At 63.4% G+C, this 21,295-nt stretch carries 10 protein-coding genes; all 10 read right to left on the reverse strand.

From position 1 onward, the window contains the following. Positions 1–54: 54 nt before the first annotated feature. Genes RCH11_RS11575 through RCH11_RS11620 form a run of 10 tightly spaced genes read right to left on the reverse strand, consistent with a single transcriptional unit; the run spans position 55 to position 21,068 of the window. Complete coding sequence (locus tag RCH11_RS11575) at positions 55–4,497, reverse strand: FtsK/SpoIIIE domain-containing protein (RefSeq protein ID WP_327057162.1); 4,443 nt, start codon at positions 4,495–4,497, stop codon at positions 55–57. Between the two features lie 40 nt (positions 4,498–4,537). Then, on the reverse strand, positions 4,538–5,290 hold the full coding sequence (locus RCH11_RS11580; protein ID WP_327057163.1) for a hypothetical protein: 753 nt from the start codon (positions 5,288–5,290) through the stop codon (positions 4,538–4,540). Then, entirely contained in the window at positions 5,287–6,855 is a 1,569-nt protein-coding gene (locus RCH11_RS11585) for a serine/threonine-protein kinase (protein ID WP_327057164.1), read from the reverse strand. The genes RCH11_RS11580 and RCH11_RS11585 overlap by 4 nt, the downstream gene beginning before the upstream one ends. Then, on the reverse strand, positions 6,852–8,243 hold the full coding sequence (locus RCH11_RS11590) for an FHA domain-containing protein (RefSeq protein ID WP_327057165.1): 1,392 nt from the start codon (positions 8,241–8,243) through the stop codon (positions 6,852–6,854). Before RCH11_RS11590 ends, RCH11_RS11585 begins: the two co-directional genes overlap by 4 nt. A gap of 1 nt (position 8,244) precedes the next feature. After that, positions 8,245–9,090, reverse strand: coding sequence for a PP2C family protein-serine/threonine phosphatase (locus RCH11_RS11595; protein WP_327057166.1), 846 nt, complete (start codon positions 9,088–9,090; stop codon positions 8,245–8,247). Next, complete coding sequence (locus RCH11_RS11600; RefSeq protein ID WP_327057167.1) at positions 9,087–10,319, reverse strand: RDD family protein; 1,233 nt, start codon at positions 10,317–10,319, stop codon at positions 9,087–9,089. Before RCH11_RS11600 ends, RCH11_RS11595 begins: the two co-directional genes overlap by 4 nt. Further along, positions 10,316–12,673 (reverse strand): DUF3488 and transglutaminase-like domain-containing protein, encoded by a 2,358-nt coding sequence (locus RCH11_RS11605; protein WP_327057168.1) that lies wholly within the window; start codon positions 12,671–12,673, stop codon positions 10,316–10,318. The genes RCH11_RS11600 and RCH11_RS11605 overlap by 4 nt, the downstream gene beginning before the upstream one ends. After that, on the reverse strand, positions 12,673–13,989 hold the full coding sequence (locus RCH11_RS11610; protein WP_327057169.1) for a DUF58 domain-containing protein: 1,317 nt from the start codon (positions 13,987–13,989) through the stop codon (positions 12,673–12,675). The genes RCH11_RS11605 and RCH11_RS11610 overlap by 1 nt, the downstream gene beginning before the upstream one ends. After that, positions 13,986–14,960 carry an AAA family ATPase gene (locus tag RCH11_RS11615; protein WP_327057170.1) on the reverse strand — a complete coding sequence of 325 codons (975 nt, stop codon included), beginning with the start codon at positions 14,958–14,960 and terminating at the stop codon, positions 13,986–13,988. Before RCH11_RS11615 ends, RCH11_RS11610 begins: the two co-directional genes overlap by 4 nt. Before the next feature lie 33 nt (positions 14,961–14,993). Then, complete coding sequence (locus RCH11_RS11620; RefSeq protein ID WP_327057171.1) at positions 14,994–21,068, reverse strand: Ig-like domain-containing protein; 6,075 nt, start codon at positions 21,066–21,068, stop codon at positions 14,994–14,996. Between the last annotated feature and the right edge of the window lie 227 nt (positions 21,069–21,295).

The raw sequence follows: 21,295 nt of genomic DNA on the forward strand, positions 1-21,295 counted from the left end.
ACGTGTTGAACGTATTGCCGTACCCGTGGTTTGGTCGATGGGGCGAATTCACCATCAGAACTTCCCTTCGGCGACTTGCAGCTTGTCGGCCCGCCCCTGAGTGACAAGGAAACCCCGACCTGGCGGGAAGTCGGCTCTGCGGGTGCGACCGGTACTTGTCCCGAGGAGCGTGTCGCCGTCAAGATCACCAGGAACCAGAAGAAGCCCGCAGCGGCCGGCCTTGAAGGGCTGAGCAAGAGTCCAGGCCTGCGACCAGGTGGAGGTTTCTGATTCGCCCGCAACGAACTGGTCATCGCGAATCGCGAGTCTGATCAGCCTGTCGATGTCATTTTCTGCCGCAGTTCCAGTGAAATCCGTGACACCTTCGATCAGGATCGCGTACGATCCTGGCGCCGGCGGACTCTCTTCGAATTGAGCGAGAAGCTTCTGCGCGAGGGTGGATACGGCATCGATACCGGCTGCCGAGAACTGCCAGCCGCCCAGTCGCCCGAGACTCGTGGCGCGTTCCGAGAAGTGGATGAGAACAATCTCGGGATGAGTCCGTCGTATGGATTGAGCAAGGGTTGCCAATGCGGAGGTGCGTCCGCTTCCGGGTGGACCTGCGATCATGAATGCCCCGCGCGCCTTGATGCCGATCGGTGTCAGGTGTTCGTCGTCGACTCCGATCACGACGCGGTCGCTGCCGAGCGAGCCGAGCGTGGCCAAGTCGATGGTCTCGGGCAGTTTCCCAATTGGTGCGGCTGACGCCACTCCCTGTCGACGCATCGCCTCGGCGAGTTGATGGACTTCGCGGGCTTGGATGGCCACGTTCGAGCTTCCACCGAGGACCGCGATTTGGACTTCGCTGTCCTCGAGGATCCCGCGTCCTGGTGGGGAGGTGGGGGACAGGACGTCGGTGGGTGCGCCGGTGAGCAGATAGTCGTCTTCTGAGGCGAGGCGAAGCACAAGGCGGCGCTGGATAGTCGAGCTGATTGATGTCGGCACGGCGTTGGGTCGATCGGCTGCAATGACGATGTGCACGCCGACCTGTCGGCCATCGGCTGCAATCTGGGTGAAGACGTTGAACCAAGGAGATGAGCCCGCAAATTCGTATGCCTCGCGAAAGGCTCCGATACCGTCGACCAGCAGGAGGATACGCGGTTCGCCCGGTGCATCGGCGAGTCGTCGATAGTCGACAATCGAACCAGCACGGATCGCGGCATAGCGCACGGACCGCTCATCCACGATGTCCCGCAGCATCCTGAGAAGCCGCACGACTCGCTCGTCGTCATCGCCGGAGATGATGGCGCCGACGTGGGGCAGTTCTTCGAGCATCCGAAGTCCGCTGGCGCCGAAGTCCAGCCCGTAGACGTGGGTTGGGCCTCCGCGCGGTGTGATCGCCGCGGCGACGGCGATAGATCGGAGCGTGCCGCTCTTGCCGGAACCTCCGGTGCCGTAGATGGCCATGTTGCCGTCTTTGTCGGGCTCGTAGAAGGCCGTTGGCTGGGATTGTGACGACGGGCTGTCGACGACTCCGAGAAGAAGTCGTTCGTCCGTTCGCGGGTTCGGCAGTTTCGAGAAGTCGTAGACAGACGCGAGCTCGTCCAGCCAGGGTTTGCGGGGCGATGGGACGTTCGCCTGGGTTGCTGCACCTCGAATGGTGGAGACCATTCGGGCGATATCGTTGGGTCCGGGGTCGCCGAGCTGTTCCACTTCGGTGTTCGGCACCTCCCAGGTCGAGCCGGATCCGAAGTTCAGTTCCGCAATGTCGATCCGGGGTCGGGGCGGCTCTCCGGTCGTCCACCCCCCGGCGTAACCGGTTTGGAAGCTGGCTATCCGCCCCGGGCCAGTTTTGGCAGCTCCGCGGCCCGGAATGGATGGATCGAAATGAGCCGCGAGCGGGACGCCGAGGATGTCGGTGGAGTCGTCCTCGTCGGCCATCCGCAGGGCGATTCGGAGGTTGGTGTTGGCCCGGAGATTGTCTTTGATCACACCGGCGGGTCGTTGGGTGGCGAGGATGAGATGCAGGCCCAGTGATCGTCCGCGTTGGGCGACGTCGACCACCCCGTCGACAAATTCCGGGACCTCCTGCACGAGTGCGGCGAATTCGTCGACGACGATGAGCAGGCTCGGTGGGGTGTCGGGGTCACCGGTTTTTTCCAGCGAGGCGAGGTCCTTCGCTTTCTTGCGGTTGAGGAGGTGTTCGCGGTAACGCAGCTCTGCCCTGAGCGAGGTCAATGCCCGGCGAACAAGGTGAGGGGAGAGGTCGGTCACCAGTCCAACGGTGTGGGGAAGGTCGACGCAGTCGGCGAACGCTGCGCCGCCTTTGTAGTCGACGAACAAGAAGGTGAGTCGATCGGGGCTGTGGGCGGCAGCCATTCCGAGTACCCATGCTTGTAAGAACTCGGATTTGCCGGCACCTGTCGTTCCGCCGACCAGAGCGTGGGGACCTTGGCTTCGGATGTCAAGGTAGAACGGTTCGGTTCCGGCGTGCCCGACGAGGGCGCGGAGGTTGCCTTCCTTCTTTCGGCGGAGCGGCGGCGTTCCGTCTCGCACGGTAAGCGAATTGTTTTCACGCCAACGGTCGACGATGGCATCGGAATGTTCGGCGAGTTCCGGTCCGGCCAGCGAAACATAAGAGACGGATTGAGGAAGATCGGAGTCGTCATCGACCGGAACTCCGACGTCGATAACAGGAGTCAGCGATCGGGCGATCTGCAGGGCGACTGTTCCGTCAATACTCTCGCAGGCGACGGGGTACGACATTCCGCCGATACGCACCTGGCCGACCACAGAATGTCCTCCTGTCGACTCAAGGACGAGGAAGGTGCGGCAGACATTCGGGAGTTGTTCAAGGACCGGGGCGCACCAGAAGACGTGGACGTTCGCGTCGGCTCCACGCTCGGAGAGGCGGGTGAGTCGTCCTCTGTCGACCGGGGCATCGGATTCGACGATGACGACGACACCAGGGATAACTGGTTCGCGTCGGGTTGGGGGGTCGCCGGCATCGTATCCGCCGCGCGGCGTGATCCCGTCCGTCAGTCGCTGGTCGACAAGAGCTTCGAGGCTGGAGATCAGCGAGAGTCCACCGCCCGGGTTGTCTGCGAGGTGATCGCCGGTGAGCGGGCTGTGGGGCGATCCGGTGTGGGGCAACCATTCGAGCCAGTCCCAGTTCTGGCGGCTGGCGGGCGAGACAATCGCCGCAATGACGAGTTCTGCAGGTGAGTGAAGCCCGATCAGCTGGAGCACGATGCCGCGAGCGACTCCAGCGAGCAGGTCCCGCGGTCCCGCAACGCCGAGCGTTCCTGCGATGCGGAAGTCCGCTTCGATGGGAACACCGTCGATGGTGGAGAACTCGTGGGCGAGATCGCTGATTTTCGCCCAGTGTTCGGGCATGGTGTCGTTCGAAGTGGGGAGAATGACGACATTCCGGGAAGGTGTGGTGCCGAGGCCGAGTCGGGCGGTGAGAAATCCGGTGTCTTCTGGTCGGTGCGTCCACATCAGTGGGCCGAGCCGGTGCAGGGCCCCGAGTGTGTCGGCCACGGACGGGTATTCCTGGAGCCGCACCGTTCGCTCCTGGTTCTGGGCATCCTCCAACACGGTGCGGGTCGCGGCAAGCGAGGCGAGGAACTGCGCCACGGCCACGCGGGCGAGGCGACGGTTCGTAACCCGGTTGTCCACGTAGGTGCCGATCATGAGGATCGGGCTCAGGGCGATGAAGACCAGGCTGAGAGCCTGCCGCGTGAAAGCGAAAAGCACGACCCCCATGATCAGTGGGGCGATGACGGCGAGGATCGGGAACCGACTGCTCTGTGGGTGCTTCGGTGGCTCCGGTGCGGGATATTGGCTTCCGGGGTAGCGGGGGACGACGCGCGGCGAGCGAATGAACTCGACGACCGGGCTGCTGGCGGCGGCGGTCGCGGAGTGTTGCATGGGGATGATGCAGAGCGACGTATCCCCGATTTCGAGCAGATCCGTGGAGGCGAGCGTCGCTCGCGATGTGACTCGACCGCCGATCAACAGGCCATTGGCGGAGTTGGTATCCACAATTTCGACTGTTTCGCCGATGTTGACGCGGGCGTGCCGTTTCGAAACGAGGGCGTCGTTCAGGCGGACGTCGACGTCTCGGTCTCGACCGATCGTGCTCGAGCCGAACGGTAGGGAGAACTCGCGTCCGGCGTCGGGACCGGAAAGCACTTTGAGGGTTGCGGCAGCGGGCCCCCGGTCACGACCGGGGAACTGTTGGCTCACGGCGGAGAGTTCGATTACTGAACCGGGCCTCAGACCCGATTCGAGCAGAGTCGCTTCTGGGTCAAGGGTGCGGATAGCCGACGACCCCGCCCCTTCCGCTTCAACAATCCGCACCGTCAGAGCGGGGGCGTCTTCGCTGCCATTGCGTCCAGGATCGGCCAGGTACAGCGACTTGGCGATGTCGGCGACCTGGGCCGTACCGTCAGCGGTGAGCGCCAGGTTGACTGTCACACCAGTGGCGCGGCGCATCGTGATTTTGATTTTCACGAGCAGTGATCTCCGTCGTTAGTGGGTGGTGGTGGGGTGCTCATTCGTCGGCCTCCCGGTCGTTTGCGAGCGCCATATCGAGCAGTCGCAGGTCCGCTTTGGTGACCAGGCGTGCGGAAACGGCATATTCCACGAGCCTGGCGCGCCGGTTGGTCGCGTAGGCGCTGATGCCTCCGCGGAGCCCGTTGACTCCGGCTTTGTCGAGCTTGTCGCACACATTGTCGAGCTTCCGGTTGAAGCGGGTTTGGGCCCAGCCGATACGTCGTGCGGCCTGCACTGATGTGGGGAGGTCGCTGATGCCTGTTCCTTCTCGCCGGAGCATCGGCTCGGCCAGCGCCAGGATGAGGAGGTGCTGCGCGGCGGTGAGAGCGATCGGGCCGACTGTGGTCACCCCGGCATCTCCGACGAAGGGGATGGCGTCGATGAATGGGGGTTCGGTCAGGTGGATGTTGAACTCGTATGTGGTGGGACCGGCGGTGAAGATCACGCTGGTCATGCTGAAGACGAGGGGGAGGCGTGCGCCGGGCGCGAGCCATGCCTGCATGCGACCGTCACCGTCGGTGACTGTTGCGGGGAGACGGGTGCCGACGTTGCGGAGCCACCAGAGGCCGTCGGCGGAGAGGACCTGGAGAAAGTGGCGGTGCAGGAACGGGTTGTCATCGATGTTGAGGTCGGCGCCGCGGCCGACATCGAAAACCCGGTCGGGGTCGACGGTGCACCATTCACCGCAGAATTCGACGGACACTGTGGAGCGAGGCGGTGGTCCGGGTTCGGTGTTCATTGTGAGTGTCATGGGGCGCACCCGGTTGCGGGGGTGGCCGATTGATTTCCGTCCGCGCGAAGCAGCCACACGGAGATACAGGTGCGTCCAGTTGGGTCTGCTGCCACGGTCACTGTCGACTGGGAGGCAGGAACCTGGCTTGTCGACTTCGTGGGGTCGCTTACGTTCTGGTAGATGTAACTGTCGCCCGTCTGGGGTGTCGGATCTTTCCAGCTGAATACGATTCCTCCGGCCGTGACGGTTCCGACAAGCTGTTTGGGGGAGGGGACCGTTGCCGTGGAGCCCAGCGGGTCAACCGGAGCAGGATTGCGGGTGTTGTCTGCAGGCGGTGAACTCGTCGCGCCGCTAGTGGCGACGATGACCCCTCCGCCGGCCAGCGCGACCACGAGAACGACCGCCGTCACGATCCCGACGAGCTTGCCTCGTTTGGGCGCGGGCGTCGGCGGGAGTGCAACGTCGGAGGGCGGCACGGGGTCGCGCCTGATCGTGCTCTCGGCGGGCTCGACCCCGGGCACCGGGAGTTGGAAGGGCGCAACCCGTCTGATGGTGGAGTCCACAAGGTTGTCGTCCGGCACTGGAACCGGGGCGATGGCGGGCGTTGGTGCGTGTGCCGTTAGCTTCTGGGCGGGTTGTTCGATGCTGACGATGCTGCGGATGCGGGTGCGACCGTCGTCCTCGTCGACTTCGGTCTCGTCGGGGATAGCGTCATCGAGAACATCGATCGGGGTCACCGACATGCTGAATTCCATCTGCAGCCGTTGCAGCTCCCGCCCGAATTCCATGGCAGAGGTGTACCGATCGTTCAGCTTCTTCGACATGGCGCTGGCCAGCACATGTTCAATCGATGGCGGAACATCTGGTCTTCCCAGCGCCGGCACCGGCGTGGACTGGATGCGGCTGATCAAGTCCATGCTGGAGTTGGTGGCCCCCGGGAACGAGAACGGGCTGCGACCGGCGAGCAACGTGTAGATGGTCGCCGCCAACGCGTACACGTCTGATCGGTGGTCGCTTGAGGCGCCGGTGAAAGATTCGGGAGGCGACCAGGGGATCGACATCCCCCCGGATTGTTCTGAGTTGGCCGATTCCATGGTGGCGGAGATTCCGAAGTCCGTGAGGGCAGGTCGGTTGTATTGGGTGACGAGGATGTTGGCGGGTTTGATGTCGCGGTGAAGGATTCCTGCCCGATGGGCGGTTTCTACAGCCCCCGCGACTTGAATCCCGATCCGTAATACTTCAGCGACGCTGAGTCTCTCGCGTTTGTACCGAGCTTCGAGGTTGGGTTTGGAGCAGTACTCCATCACCAGGTAGGGCCGGCCATCGGTGGAGACGTCGGCTTGGTAGATGGTGACGATCGACGGGTGGGTGGAGAGGGATGCCATCAGGTCGGCTTCGGCGTGGAAGGCGACGAGCGAGGTTTCGCTGATCTGGTCAGGGAGGAGCACCTTGACGGCGACTTGACGGCGCGGCATCGCCTGCTGGTAGAGGAAGACGTCCGCGAATCCTCCGGAGCCCAGCAGTTGGAGATGAGTGAACCCGGTGATTTGCGGCGGTGCGGACGGGGCGCGTTTCGGGCTCATGACAGACCTGAGAAAGTGACAGTGATTCCTTCACCGAGGTCGAGCACGTCGTGATTCGCGATCATTGTGACCTCCCCGGGATGGAGGCGGATAGGTGGTTCGTCAACGCGGCGGAGAATTGTGCCGTTGGTGGTGTCGAGGTCCTGGGCGAGAATGTGGGACCCTTCGACGCGGATCTCGACGTGGCTGCGCGAGATGTCTTGTAGGGGACTGGGGACAGCCAGCAGGTGAGGCATCTGATTTCCGGGTACCCGAGTGGCTCGCGGTCGCCGGCCGATGATGACGGTCCGGTCGAGGATCGCCTCATCGCCGGTGGAGAGGATGATCTTGCCGGCCGGTTTCACTCCGGTCGGCGCTACGGGGGTGGCCGCGTGCACCGCAGTTGTCTGCATGCGTTGCAGTTGGGCGACGGAAATCGTTTCGCCGTCATGGTCGTTGTGTTCGGTGGGATGCGGCTGGGATACCGAAGCGGGGGCTGCCGCGGACGGGACCCCGAAGGCCGGAACGCCGGAGATCATCGTTTCCGCAAGCGGTGCCTGTTCTGCTGCTACAGCGCGCGTGACCGGCAAGGTTGCGACCGGCAATATTGGGGGAGAGACGACAGATGCTGACTGCCGAGCCGATGCCGGGGTTGCGGCGTCGGGTACGTCGTCTTCCGCTGAGGGGCGGACGGCCGCCGACTCGACGGAAGTGGCGATGGTTGCGCCCCACAGATCGTCATAGTTGCTGGAGGGCGACTCGTCGGTGGAAGGTTCGAAGTCAAGGGGGTCAGCGAGTGTCTCCTCCTCGCCCGGGACCGCCATTCCGTTGTCGGGGATGGCCGTCTCTTCCGCATTCTCGATGGTTGCCTCTGGTGGTCTCACGGACACCGCTGTCGCCGCCCGGCTGGCGGAACGGTCCGACTCTGCATTCGACGTCCGTTCGGCGTTCGGCGTCGCGTCGGCGAACGCCGTGTCGATTCGCCAGCACCGCACCACCCCGCTGCTGATCATGAGAGGTTCAGCGGAGGCGGTGACCCCCTTCACGATGAGGGTGATCGAGCGGGGGGCGACGACCACGCTCTCATTCCAAGTCGTCACCCTGTCGCCTCCGATGCTCTGCGATGCGGTGCCGTCAGATTCGATCACCTCGACGGTCAGAGGTCCGCGGACGGCAATGCGTGCCTCATCCTCGTCGAAGGCGACGATGGCGAAGGAAGGAAAAGACGACAGGCTCGTGCCGTACGTCTCCGTCAGCACGTCCAGAAGACCGGAGAAACCGGCGCCCTTCTCAAGGGTGGCCCACACCCTGGCGGAGAGGCCGGGCGCGATCTTTTCGGGAAGGAGGGCGACTGCGCTCGAGGTCACGACCCCATGCCAATCGCCGGATACATATTCGGCTCCAGTCATCTCAGCCTCCGGCCAGGAGTTGCTCGCGCGGGTAGGTGTCGTCCGAGTAGTCGTCACCGACAGCGGTCTTGGCCGTTTCCGGGTCGCTTTCTCCAGTCGCGGTGCCGAGGACGTCGACGACGAGTACCGTAACGTTGTCCCGCCCGCCGTGCAGGAGTGCTTCGTGTACCAGCCGGTTCGCAGCATCTTGGGCACCGGTCTCTTCGAGCAGCACCATGGTGATTGCTGCATCGTCGAGTTCACCGGTGAGGCCATCAGAGCAGATCAGGATCCGCTCGCCCGTATTGGCGGGGATGAGCCAGAAGTCCGCCTCACCCTGATTGCCTGCGCCGATTGCTCGAGTGATCACGTTTCGACGGGGATCGACGCCCGCATGTGATTGTTCCAGTTCCCCGGATTCGATAAGTTCCTGCACGAGGGAGTGGTCGACACTGACCTGTTCGAGAACTCCGTCCGTCAGCATGTAGGTTCGCGAATCGCCCAGGTTGATGACGATCCAGTAGGGGCTCCCGCCTTGCTCTGTGACGGCCACACCGGTGAGTGTCGTTCCTGCTGCGCCGGATCCGAGAGCGTCGGCGATGGCGAAGACTGTCGATTTTGCGGCGGAGAGTGCCTCGCGGACCTCATCGACCGAGAGGGTCGGGTTGCCGACGAGGGGAAGAAATGCGCTGATCGCGGCGGCACTGGCCACTTCACCTGCCTCGTGGCCGCCCATCCCGTCAGCCACCAGGAACAGGGGATGGTCCGCCAGAAATGAGTCCTCGTTGGTGGTGCGCCGTCGCCCTCGGTCGGTTGAGGCACCCCACGCGAGTCGGATGCTCGCGGGCACTGCCTGGTCCTGACTCATTCCTGCCACCGCACTTCGAGGGTCCGATCGCCAATGACGACCATCTCCCCGGGCGCGAAGTAGACGCGTTCGGCGGAAGACACCGGCTGCTCGCTGCTGTCGAGGCGACGCACTCGAGTGCCATTGGTCGAATTGCGGTCGGATACCCACAGCCTCAGCCCGTCAATACCGATCTCAGCGTGAGTCTTGGATAGCATCCGCGTTGTGTCGGCGATCGAAACTAACCCGACGTGTTCCTCGCCGAGGTCGCGGGCCGGGTTGCGGCCAAGAAGAGTGGTGCCGGAAATAGGAAATTCCTCTCCACTGTCGAGTCGCAGGACCGCGCCACGCGGACGCAACTCTGCTCCGGTTGCAGTCCGAGTTCGATCTCCCTCGTCATCCTCGTAGTTGTCGACTGTCAAGGTCACTGGTAACAGGGCGAGGGGCGACTGAGGTGCCATTAGTGCCGTTGGCATGGGTGCAACCGGTGTTGCAGTAGTGAAGCCGGGAACCCCGGCGATCAGGCCCGCGCCGGCGCTGGCGGACTCCCTCAACTTCGATTCGAGGAGGGGTTCTTTCTGCACTTCGGGGAGAGAAGTCGGTGCTGGTTGTCTCTCCAGCTCGGAGGTGCTCTCCGGGCGAAGCTGGTATTCGGCGGCGGCGGCTGTCATGGCAGAGGGCATGCCAACGGTCACGATACCTCGGGCGGAGGTTTCCACGATGGGCTCGTGATCCGCAATCGACTCGTGATCCGCAATAGCCGCGAGCAGCGGGTTCGGTCCGTTCTTCACGTCGAGTACCCACGTGTTCGATGCTTTGTCATGCCAGCCGCGGTTGCGTTTCTCGGAGTCCCACAGAGGTGAGAGCAGCACCACATACTGGCCGATGAGCAGGAGACCGCCGAGCGCGATTATAGAGTAGCGGCCGAGAACCCGACCGAAACCGACCGGTCCGAGCGTGTCGGCCCGCACCGTTCGGAGACCAACGGCACGTTTACCCAGAGTCATACCCGTGTTCGCTTCGGCGCGGTACTGGGCGAGGCCGAAGAGAAGGGTCAGAACAACGGCGATCCACTGCAATGCCGTCCCGGCCTGTGACGCCGAAATCGCTCCTTCATAGTTGCCGCTGGTGAGCATCGAGGTGGCGGAGATGAAGGCGATGAGACTTGGTATAAAAAGCACGAGGGGAACAATCCCATCGATTAGGTAAGCACCGACTCGCGCACCATAGCTTGCCGGAACAACAGTCATTGTGACCGCCTCTTGCCGTTTTTCTTCTTCTGCCTCATTGCAGTGGCTTCCCTTCTCCGGGCGGTGAACGTGACAATTGATAGGCGTGCTTTCAGACGACGAAACCGGCTGGCGGATCCGTGCATCTCCTTGACGAGCAGGTCTACCTGCGTCCAGAACGCAGCGGTATCCTCGGCGCTTGGTTCGACCGGCCCGAATACGCCGGTATCCGCGATTGCGGCGACCGGCATGATGCTGGCTGATGGATAGCGTTCGGCAAGAGCCAACGCACCTTCCAGCCGAGTTCGACCAGCGACGAGAGGCGTTCCGAGGTCCAGGGCAACATCAACAATTTCATCCCACCCTCCGCTCAGACGGTCGGCACCGCGGGCGGCCCCCGCGCGCTGACGGCGCCGACGTGCCTTCAGGAGGGCGATCAGCAAGGCTGGCCCGAGAAGGATTAGCAGGATACCGAGGCCGCTCCCGCCGATGCGGAGCGCGGCCAGGACGGTGTCGATGGTTGAGGTGGTGATCTTGGTCGACTTCCCGCCGCGGGTCGCAGGATCGTTCGGTGCCGACACGGCAACAGGTGGCGCGGGCGGCGGTTGGAGCACTTGCGCTCGCGGGTCGGTTTGCGATTTCACGATCTGCTGGTCAGGCTTCTTGTTCTGATCCGGTGTCGAGTTGAACGCCACCCAGCCCAGCTTGTTGAAGTCCACCTCAACCCAGGCGTGCAGGTCGGCACCGGTGATCGCGACCGACCGATCCGGGGCATAGGTCTTCGGATAGAACCCCATGACGACCCTGGCCGGGATCCCGAGCTGGTTCGCCATCAGTGACATGGCAACCGCGTATTGTTCGTCGTCGCCAACGATCTGGGTGCCGCCCAGAAACCTCGTCAGTCGTTGGCCACCATGGCCAGGAAGGCTGGTGAAGTCACCGCTGAGCCCGTGGCTGAAAAAGCCCTTCTTCGTCAGGGCGGTGCTAAGCGCACTCAGGCGCGCCGACGGAGTCTGCGCGGAACCGGTCGCAGCCGCCGCGAACGCGCCCACCGCATCGGGCACTGACTGATTCTGCGGGAGCGTCACGTTGGCGACAGTGTCCCGGGCGGAAGCCTCGGTCGCCGCAGGGACGATGGTGCGCACGGTGTAGCGGTCTCCCGGCTGCAGTCCGGTTGTGCTGATCGCCACCCCCGTTGTCGCGTTGTAGTTGAGCCCGGCAGTGAGCTGTCGCGCCCGCTTGCCTGCGAAGCTGAGGAATGTGGGATAGCCGATGTCGGGCACCCATACCCCAGGGAGGGATCCGACTGTGACGGTGATGGTCTCCGCGGTGCCTTGGCCGGTGCCGGTCAAGTAGGGATCGGCGGGCGCAGTGACACCGCCGGTGACGGTGGAGAAGCTCCCCGCGCCGGACCCCCCGTCGGCGGCCACCGAGTAGACATTGCCGTCATAGGAGTCGAGGGTGGCCAGCCGAATGCGGGTGCCTTCACGAAGTCCGCTGACGCTGAAGAAGACATTCTTGGGGTCGACGCCGGCCTTCACGAACTTTCGGTAGGACTGCAGCGGACTCGGGTAGTTCTGGATGTCGACCGGGGGTACCACGGCAGTGCGGAGTATCTGCCGGGCATCGGCGGGCGCCACGATCGACTGCATCAGAACCGCGGTGACCACCGCGGCAACCACCACCCCGGCAGCGGCGGCGGCGCGGCGTGCACGCAGACTCCGGTGGGCACTCGCCTCGCCGGTTTGGTCGGCATCCGAACCGAATTGCCCGGTGTAATGCGACGCCCGGCGCCAAGCGAACCAGCAGACAGCGACAACCGCGAAGACCACTCCCTGAACAAGAGGGAATGAGCTCTCCCCGGTTCCGAATGTTATAGCGACTACGAGAACGGCACCCGCCGGAAGAATCGCCCACCCGGGTCGCCGCAGCCGAAGTGCCAGGCTCGCCGCCGTCACAGAGCAGACCAATGCCGCAAGGAACGGCAGAATCAATGTTCCGGGGATCGCCCCGACAGGAGGTGAGACGGTAAGGACCTGCTTCCAGGTCTGCACTGTGCCGAGGAGGAGGGACTGCAGGCTAGCGAGACTCGGCAGGACATGCCCGATGGCATTCATCGGTACCGCAAGGGCAGAACCGAAAAGGAGATAGGCGGCCACTGTCGCAGCACTCAGAGTAAGCATTCCGAACCTGAAGCGCGCACCGAGCCACCCAAGGCCCAGCCCAAGAATGAGCCCTCCGAAGCCGGCGATGAGGTATCCGTTCCCGCCGTAAAGCGGTCCGAACCCGATCACTCCAGCGCCGATCAGAAGCGCCATTGCGCTCAGGTCCGCACCGATTGCAAGCGCAGGCCGGGAGCCGGTGTCTGACATCATCAGCTGGCCACCCGTCGCATCGCCAGGGGGAGAGTGTCGATCGACCCGATCGTCAAAACGACGAGATCACCGATGGCTTTGCGGCTCAGGGATGCGCCGGGATGGCAGACGAGCGCGATGACGCTGGCACCGAGCGGAAGTTTATTCGCCGACTGACGCATCTCCGCCGCGGTCACCTGGCTGCCGAAGATGAGAACCACGACCGACGCGTCTGGGGCGTCGCGGGCCGCACTCATCGCCAGGTTGATGATGCTCTGCCGCTGCTCTTGCCGGCTGACGCCGGAGAGTTCGTCGAGGAGACGCCTGCTGGTCCCAGCATGGAGCGAGCCACCGTGCACGAGAACGCTGAGCTGCTTCTCCTCCTTGAGGGCCTGCAGACCGAGGGATCCGCAGGCGGCGACCGCAAGTTCGAATTCCTCCGGATCGAGATAGTCGGAAAGCGATGTGGACAGCGTGAGCGCGAGATGGGATCGGCGGGTTTCCTCGAACTGACGGATCATCATCTTGCCAGTGCGGGCTGTCGTCTTCCAGTGGATATTCCGGGGATCATCCCCGGCGGCGTATTCCCGCAGCGCATGGAAGGACACATCGCTGGGTGAGAGGTCTTTGGTCGGGAGTCCCTCGATGTCGCGGAGGAACCCGGAGGAGGACCCATCAAGATTGACCGTCCGCGGGTGGACATACAGCGGCGCGGGCTCCGTCCAGACCACTTGGCGTCGCAACAGCCCGAACGGGTCGTCGCGCACAGATCGAACCGGCCCAACGATAAGCACAGCGCGTCGGTTTGTCGGAATGGTGAACAAGTCTTCGTGCACAGCATCCGGTGTGAGCACCGGCAGTCGGAACGCTGCGAAGGCTGATCCGACAGGCAACTCAAGCCGGGCGGGTAGCAACGACCGGGTTGATGCGTTTCGCACCTCGATGCGTCCGACCGCGCGTTGACCGACGACGATCCGGGTATTCGCCAAATCGAGGTCGATCTTGTACGCCGAACGACCGAAGATGAAGAGGACCGCGGCGGCAAGAGTCACCGTGGTCACTGAGGCGATGACCGTCAGCTCGACCCACCCCATCGTCAGGCCGACCGCCCAAGCGGCGACGGTGAGTCCGATCAGGGCCCAGCCGAACCCGCTCGCGATGCGGACGAAGGGCGCCACTACCCGCACAATGACAACGAACGGTCGTCGAATCGCGCCCGTCGCTATTTTGATGGCACCCGTCGCCTGGCTGAGGCGAGTACCGATGGCGGGACGACTGCGCGCGACTCCATGGAGTAGTTTCGCGGGGCTCCAGGATGCGGTTTCGGTTGTGCTCATGCCGCAGGCTGACGGGATTGCGGTGCAGCCACATCCGCCAGGACACGCGCGAGAATCTTCTCGGGGGTGGCGCCGGCGAACTCCGCCTCGGCGTCGAGCACGAATCGGTGGAGCCAGACCGGTGCGGCCAATTGTTTGATGTCGTCCGGGAGCACAAAATTGCGTCCTTGCGCTGCCGCCCATACTTTCGCCGCTCGGATCAGCGACATCGACCCTCTCACTGAAACGCCCAAACGCGTCTCGGGTGCATTGCGCGTGTCCTCCGCAAGCTGCGCGACGTAGCGCAGGATGGCATTATCAACATGGACGCTGGCACCGAGCGTCGCCATGTCCGCGACCGCGGTCGTCGTGATCACGGCGCTGAGGCTGGCAGAGGGATTACGGTCGGAGACTCCCGCGAGGATCTGCTCTGCTGCCACCAGGTCGGGGTAGCCGATCGACGTCTTCATCATGAACCGGTCGAGTTGCGCCTCGGGGAGTTTGTAAGTACCCGCCTGCTCAATGGGGTTCTGGGTTGCGATGACCAAGAACGGCCTCCCCACCTCGTGACCCACGCCGTCAACGGTCACGCGCGACTCTTCCATCACCTCCAGAAGCGCCGACTGAGTCTTCGGCGACGCCCGGTTGATTTCATCGGCGAGCACGATCGACGCGAAGACCGGCCCTCGATGGAATTCGAACTTGCCCGCTTTCTGGTCGTAGATGGTGATTCCGGTGACGTCCGACGGCAGAAGATCGGGGGTGAACTGGATGCGGTTATGGGTTCCTTGCACCGTCGCCGCAATCGCTTTCGCCAGGGAGGTCTTGCCTGTCCCCGGTGCGTCCTCGAGCAGGAGGTGCCCTTCGGCGAGCATGGTGGTCAGCGCCAGGCGTACGACCTCGGTCTTGCCGAGGACTGCCTTGCTGACGTTGTCGGCCAACCGGCTGAAGCTGTCGGCGAACCAGATCGCTTGTTCAGGTGTCATCGTCATAGTGGCTCTCTTCTTATTGCCGTGGGGAATCAGCTAAGGACATCGGGGCATCCCGCTCGGTGTGGACGTGTCGTTCGGTTTCAGCATCGTGATCTGCGACACGTACAGTCCCATGTTCGGGATCCAGTAGAAGCGGTAGTTACCGTTGGTCGAGATGGTGCTCGAATCCGCGAAGCAGGTTGTGGTGATGACCGTATTGCCCGCAATCCATTGGCCTGGAGCAGCGCAGGAAGGCCCGGAAGAGGAGTACCTCGTGGTGACCAATTGATCTTGGGCACACGTTCGAGTTGTGTCTACCGGTATCGACCAGCTCGTTACTGGGGCGGGGCCTGAGGTGGCGGATGCGCTATTTGTGCTTGTTTGCCCGGCCGCGTCCGTTGCTCGCACAGTAATGGAGTGCGTCTGGCTGTATGTCCCGACGTTTTCGTTTCCGCTGGACACCCCGACTGCTTGGTAGGCCCCTCCGTCGACACTGATGTCAAGAGACACGATTGCTCTCCCGTTCGGTGCCGGCGGACCCCATTGCAGGTTCACTTGCGCGCCGCCGCCGGTGGCCCCGGCCCCGGGCTGGTTCGGGGGACCGAACGGTGCGACCGATCCGCTCGGCGCGGATGAAGGCCCCGCGCCGCCGATAGTCGACGTGGCCCTCACGCTTATCGTGTAGTTGCCGTTGTTGTTCACTTGGCCGTTGCCGATCACTCCAGAAGTTCCGGATCCACCCGAGACCCAATCGTTCCGCCACGCGGTGCCATTCACGCTGTACTCATAGCTGAGTTCACTCGGACTTGCCCCGTTGGGGTCCGCGGCGGTGTAGGTAAGTGTCACAGCGTTGTTTCCCGCCGTTGCGGAAACCGAGCCCGGCGCCCCCGGTGCGTTGACCGCGCGCAATGCTGCCGACGTGGGGCTGGGCGAGGAGTTTCCCGCCTTGTTGACGGCGATTACCGAGAACGTGTAGCTGGATGCCGACACAGCGACAGTTACGGTCTGAGAGGTCTGACCACCGGCAACAGGGATTGCTATGGTTGTGCCGTTTTGCGTTTCGTTGAGCGTGTAGGCGGAGATTGGCGCGCCATTGTCCGTTGGCGCGCTCCAGGAGACGGCGAGTTGGGCCTGGGACCCTACCGATGGCACCTTTGACACGGATGGCGTCCCAGGAGCCGAAGGTACGCCGGCGGGAACCATTGCCGCCGACGGAGCACTCCAGGGGGAGGGGCTCGGCGCGAGGCTGAACGCTTCAACCTGCACCGTGTAGCTCGTGCCGTTTGTCAGCCCGGTCCAGGTGTAGGAGTTTCCGGTCAGCCCGCTCTTCTGTCCTCCCGAGGCTGGCGCGGGAGAGATTTGGAGTGTGTAGGACTGCAGGGCTGAGCCGTGAGTTTGCGGCGCCACCCAGGAGATAGACAGCGAACCATCCCCGAAGGCGAGAGCGGGGGCTGCGGGGGTATCAGGGACGGCATCGGGGCGAGCCGGCGCAGAAGAGGGGGATGCAGGCGAGTCGCCCACTTTGTTCGTTGCCACCACGGTGAAGCCATAGGTGGTGTTGTTAGTGAGCCCGGTCAGCGTGCACGATGTGGAGACGCACTTCTGCTGGAATCCTGCGGCGTGGACGGTGTATCCGGTGATCGGGCTGCCGTTCTCAGAAGGCGCGGCCCATGTCAGTACGACTGTCTGGTCCGAGACGGATTGAACGGCGGGAGTGAGCGGCGCTGACGGCTTCCCCGCCACGGTGAGGGTGATGTTGCCGGTGACCTCCCGGTTCGGATCGTTCGTGGCGTCACCGATTCGGTACGACACAATGAGCGTTCCGAAGAAGGTTCCGCCGGTAGTTACCTTCACCTGCGTTCCGCCGACCGCTGAGGCTATTCCGGTTCCGGAGGCAACGTGCACATCCAACAGGCGCAGCTGCTTCGAGGGGAACGGGTTGAAGGCGGGAGCGATCACCTCGAATGTGTAGGTCTGATTTTGCACTGCATCAGGATTGGTCAGGTTCACGGCTACCGGTAGTGGCCGAGAGGACGACGCGACGTTCACGGTGATCGTTGCGGTCGCCGGCGTCGCCGTTCCATCTGTGGCTTGAACCTGAAGCGACGCCGTGGAGCCCTTTCCGGCAGCGGGGGCCGCCGCGATTGACAGAACGTGGCCTTTGATAGTGAGAGTGGTCAGCCATGCCGGTGCTGGGGAGAGGAGTTTGTACGTCACTTTCGACAGTCGGCCCGGGTTTGAATCGGTGGTGAGTTTCTGCAGATCGATGCTCGATGCGGTCTCACCAGGCGACACCGTGATGATGCTTCCAAGCATCGTCGGGGCGACGATCGTCGCGGGAACAACCGTTACGGGGATGACGATGACCGCCTTGTGGGCGTGGGGGTCATCCGGACCGGTTCCGTCGGTCACTTCGACACTGAGCGAATCGGGTCCGACGTAGCTGGCCGCTGAGGTGTACACGAGAGTGCTCTGGTCCTTGACCAGAGGGCTCCCGTTGGAGTGCACGGCGGTCACATTCGCAACCGTGGTGATTCGTGGCGACTTGCCTGGCGCCACAATCACAAACTGTCCCAGATTGAGCGTTATCGGTTGCCCGCTTTTGACACTGACAGCGGGCGCATCGGCTTTCAGCGATGGGGATTGATCGCTCAGCCCGGGAACGAGGATGAACGCGGACGTTTTGAGGCCGTCACCGTCGGTATCGGTGTAGAGGATCTCCTGCGGTATTTTTTCGAGGGTTACTCGGACGGTCTTCCCGATGACTTGCGCGTTCGCGGCGCTGGGTCCCGAAAGCGACACCGACAGGTCGCTGGCGGTTCCGTTCGGGTCGGAGTCGTTGGTGAGGACTGCTACGTCCACGTGCTGCTTTCCGGCGGCCTGGGACCACGACACGACGTCATCTTGCGCGATCGGTGGGAGCAGTGGGGCGTTCGGGTCGACGGTGACTCTCAGCGTGCCGACCGCTTCCGACCCGTGAGAGTCGCTGACGGTGTATTGGATGACCTTCTGCGAAGTGCTCTGGGATGCCGCGACGAGGATTCCTCCGTCGGAGATCGTTGCGGTGATCCCAGCCGGGACGGTCAGTCCACCGGGGACGAGAGTCAGGGGGTCACCGTCGGGGTCGCTGTCGTTGGCGAGAACGTCGACGAAGACGGGGCGTTCGGGTCGCATGATGAGGGTGTCGTTCACGGCAACAGGGGGCTGGTTTTGTGCGTTTGCGGGGGCGATGCCGACCATGATCTGGCCGACGGCGGTCGCACCGAGATGGTCGGCGACTTGGTAGGTGAAGGTGTCCGTGCCGAAAGAGGTGGGGTAGGCCAGGTAGTCGAGCCAGGTTTGCCCGACAGTAACGATCCGTCCTTTAGTCGGTGCGGTGGCTTGCCCAATAAGGGTGACGGAGTCGCCGTTGGGGTCGATTCCGTCAAGCGGAATAGGGATCCGCACGGTCGTTCCGGCCAGTGCCCGCGCGGTCACGCTCAGTGGTTGCGGCGGGTCATTCCGGGTGAGCGTGGCCGGGAGGATGTTGATGGTGACTTGAGCGGCGGAGCTACGTCCGAGGTTGTCCACTGCGACATAGGTGGCGTGCACGGTGGTCGCCTTCGTGGCCGGCCCTGCTTGGAAGCGCAGATCGTTGCCCGACACGAACAGGGTGCCCGACGATGGGACGTCAAGTGGTTCGGCGAGACTCGGTGCGAGAGAAAGCGTCGTCCCGGCAGCGTGGCTGTCGTTAGCCAACACGGGGATGGTGACGTAGTCGTTTGCGCGCACTGTCACCGAGTCCGGGGCTGCCACGGGGGGTTGGTCTGTTCGCGGGGTCGGTACGGGGATGACTTCGACGTCGGCTGTTGCTGACTTTGTTCCGTCAGAGACGGTATACGTAAACATTGTTGGCGCGCCGATTCCGGCCTGATCGGACACGCGGAGGAGTCGGTGCTGGAGGACCACGACCGCAACACCGGATGCGGCAGGGTTTTGGATCGATTGCACGACGAGGACACCGCCGGCCGGATCGGAGTCGTTGGCAAGTACATCGACGACCGCATTTCCGCCGGATGGAACGTACACGATGTCGCGAACGGCGACCGGCGGCGAATTGTCTGGAGCAGAGGTCGCCACGTCGATGCGCACGAGACCGGTTGCCTGGTTCGGGCCGTCCGTCACGATATAGGTGAGGTAGTAGGTCTGGGCGACGGTGGATAGGAAGCTGAAAGTGCCCGCGGCGGTATCCGGGACGATCTGCGCCCCGACCGCCGAGGATACTTGCGCGAGGCGAAGGGGCAAACCACTGGGACTGACGTCGTTCAGCAGCGGAGAGACGGTCACCAGTTGGCCCACCTTGGTTGTGACGTGGTCGGCATTGGGTTGCGGTTTGAGGCTGCCCGCTGGCCGGACGTCGAAGTTGACGGTACCCGTCGTGCTGGCGATGCCGTCCGACACCGAAATCGGGACCGACACGAGGCCGGTGTTTTGACTGAGAGCAGCGAACGTGATGGTGCCGTCTGCAGTGAACCGGACCTGGTCACCGCCCGTTGCGGTCGCGCCCTTGAGGAATTGGACGTCCCCGTCGGGGTCGTTCCAGTCCGGCAGGACATTGTAGGTGACGGTGGCCCCCTGCTCGACGAGGACCGTCGCGACGCGCCGTTCGACGGGAGGTTTGTTGCTCCCGGCCGGGCTGACGGTGAGGGTGACTGTCGCCTGCGCTTCGCCTCCGCGTCCGTCGGAGACGGTGTACTTGAATGTTGCCGTTCCGCTGGCGTCCGGCGCAGCGGTGAGTTGAAGCTGTGCACCGTCGTTGATGGCGGCGATCGTCCCGACAGAGGGATTCGGCCCCTCCAGAGCGGCGGTCATAACGTCCCCGTCGGGATCGCTGTCGTTGTCAAGCACCGGCAGAATCGTGGTCCGACCGGCTCTGACGCCGAAGGAGTCATCCTGGGCGATCGGCGGGCGGTTGGACTGGCTGCGGTCCGGAGGCGTGGTGTTCGGATTGCTCTTGTCTGAGTTGTTCTGACTCAGGTCGGTAGCGGGCTCGATGTCCTGCCAGTTACGAACGAGGTTGTTGCTCTTGTCCAGCATCCAGACGTTGCCGCCGGTGATGTCGTTGAGGACGACAACGTCACGATTCACCCGAAAGACGAAGGCGGAAGCGGCTGTCGCCCCCGCGATGACGGTGGCGGCAATACCATTAGCCGTTCCGACACAGTCCCTCAGGTATCGGCCGGAACCCGCCCACGCTGCATACGCGCAACCGTTGAGGAACACCGGGGCAGCCGGCGTTCCGCTGGCTCCAGCGGATTTCCCAGTGGGTGTCCCGCCGGCGAGAGGTTGCTCGATCAAAGATGTGGGTGTGGCGACAAGGACACGGTCGCTTGCCGGACCGCTTTGCTGCAGCACGCTCTGCGCCGCAACTCTGACAGGGCTTCCCTGCGTAGTGATGAGGTGATTCGTGGTGCTGTCGAGAACAACGGGCTGGTTGCCGACTGCTGTGATGGTCAGTGTCGCGCTCGGGCCGACACCGGGGAGGACAGTTTCGGTTGTGGAGGTCACCGATCCGCTGGAGTCCACGCGGACTGAGTAAAGTTTGCCCTTTGTCGGCGATGCTCCATAGACGGTGCCATCGATCCCGACAGTGGCGACTCCGCCCCTTCCCAAGTCGAGAGCGGTCTTCGAAGACTGGCTGAAGTTATCGACTGATCCTGCCGCTGAGACCCAGACCTTCCCCGATCCGGAGGAAACGACTGCGACTGTGGTCGCGCCGAGCGCAACCTGCGCGCCCGCCGGCAGCCTGGCGGCATTCAGATTCACGGTCACGGAGGCCGGATTCACCGTCGCGAGGGTCGAGTTGGTCTCATCATGGAGCAGGACAGTGCCGCCGTGTTGAAGCACCGTGAAGTCGCTCGTTTTGGACTTCAGACCGGAATCCAAGGTTTGAGAAGGGAAGTTAAGGTGACCGAGCATCAACTGTTTCGAGTTGACCACCCACACCCCGCCGTCGTTCAACGCGACTTGGGTGGAGGTGAACCCCTGGTACATAATGGCCGCTGCCATGACTGTCGATACGACAGCGACAATGCCTGCAAATGAGAAAGCCGCGCGTTTCGCCGGACCGAGGCGGGCTAAGAATGTCACGCAGCAGTCTCCTCTCAATTGCCCTGGCGGGGATCGGCATGAATCTATGTCGGCTGACGAGGCCAGACCATGGGGATGTTTACCCATGGCGCAACCTGCATCTCGTGTGGTCGACTTAGGCCAGATTCCTGCGAGCGGCACTGCTACGAGGCACGAATGCTCACATAGCGTGGCAGCACGGTGATCTGTTCACCATTCCCCTCTTTCAATGGCACCTGAATGGGGGT

It is taken from the genome of Glaciihabitans sp. GrIS 2.15, assembly GCF_035984695.1.
GTDB lineage: Bacteria > Actinomycetota > Actinomycetes > Actinomycetales > Microbacteriaceae > Lacisediminihabitans.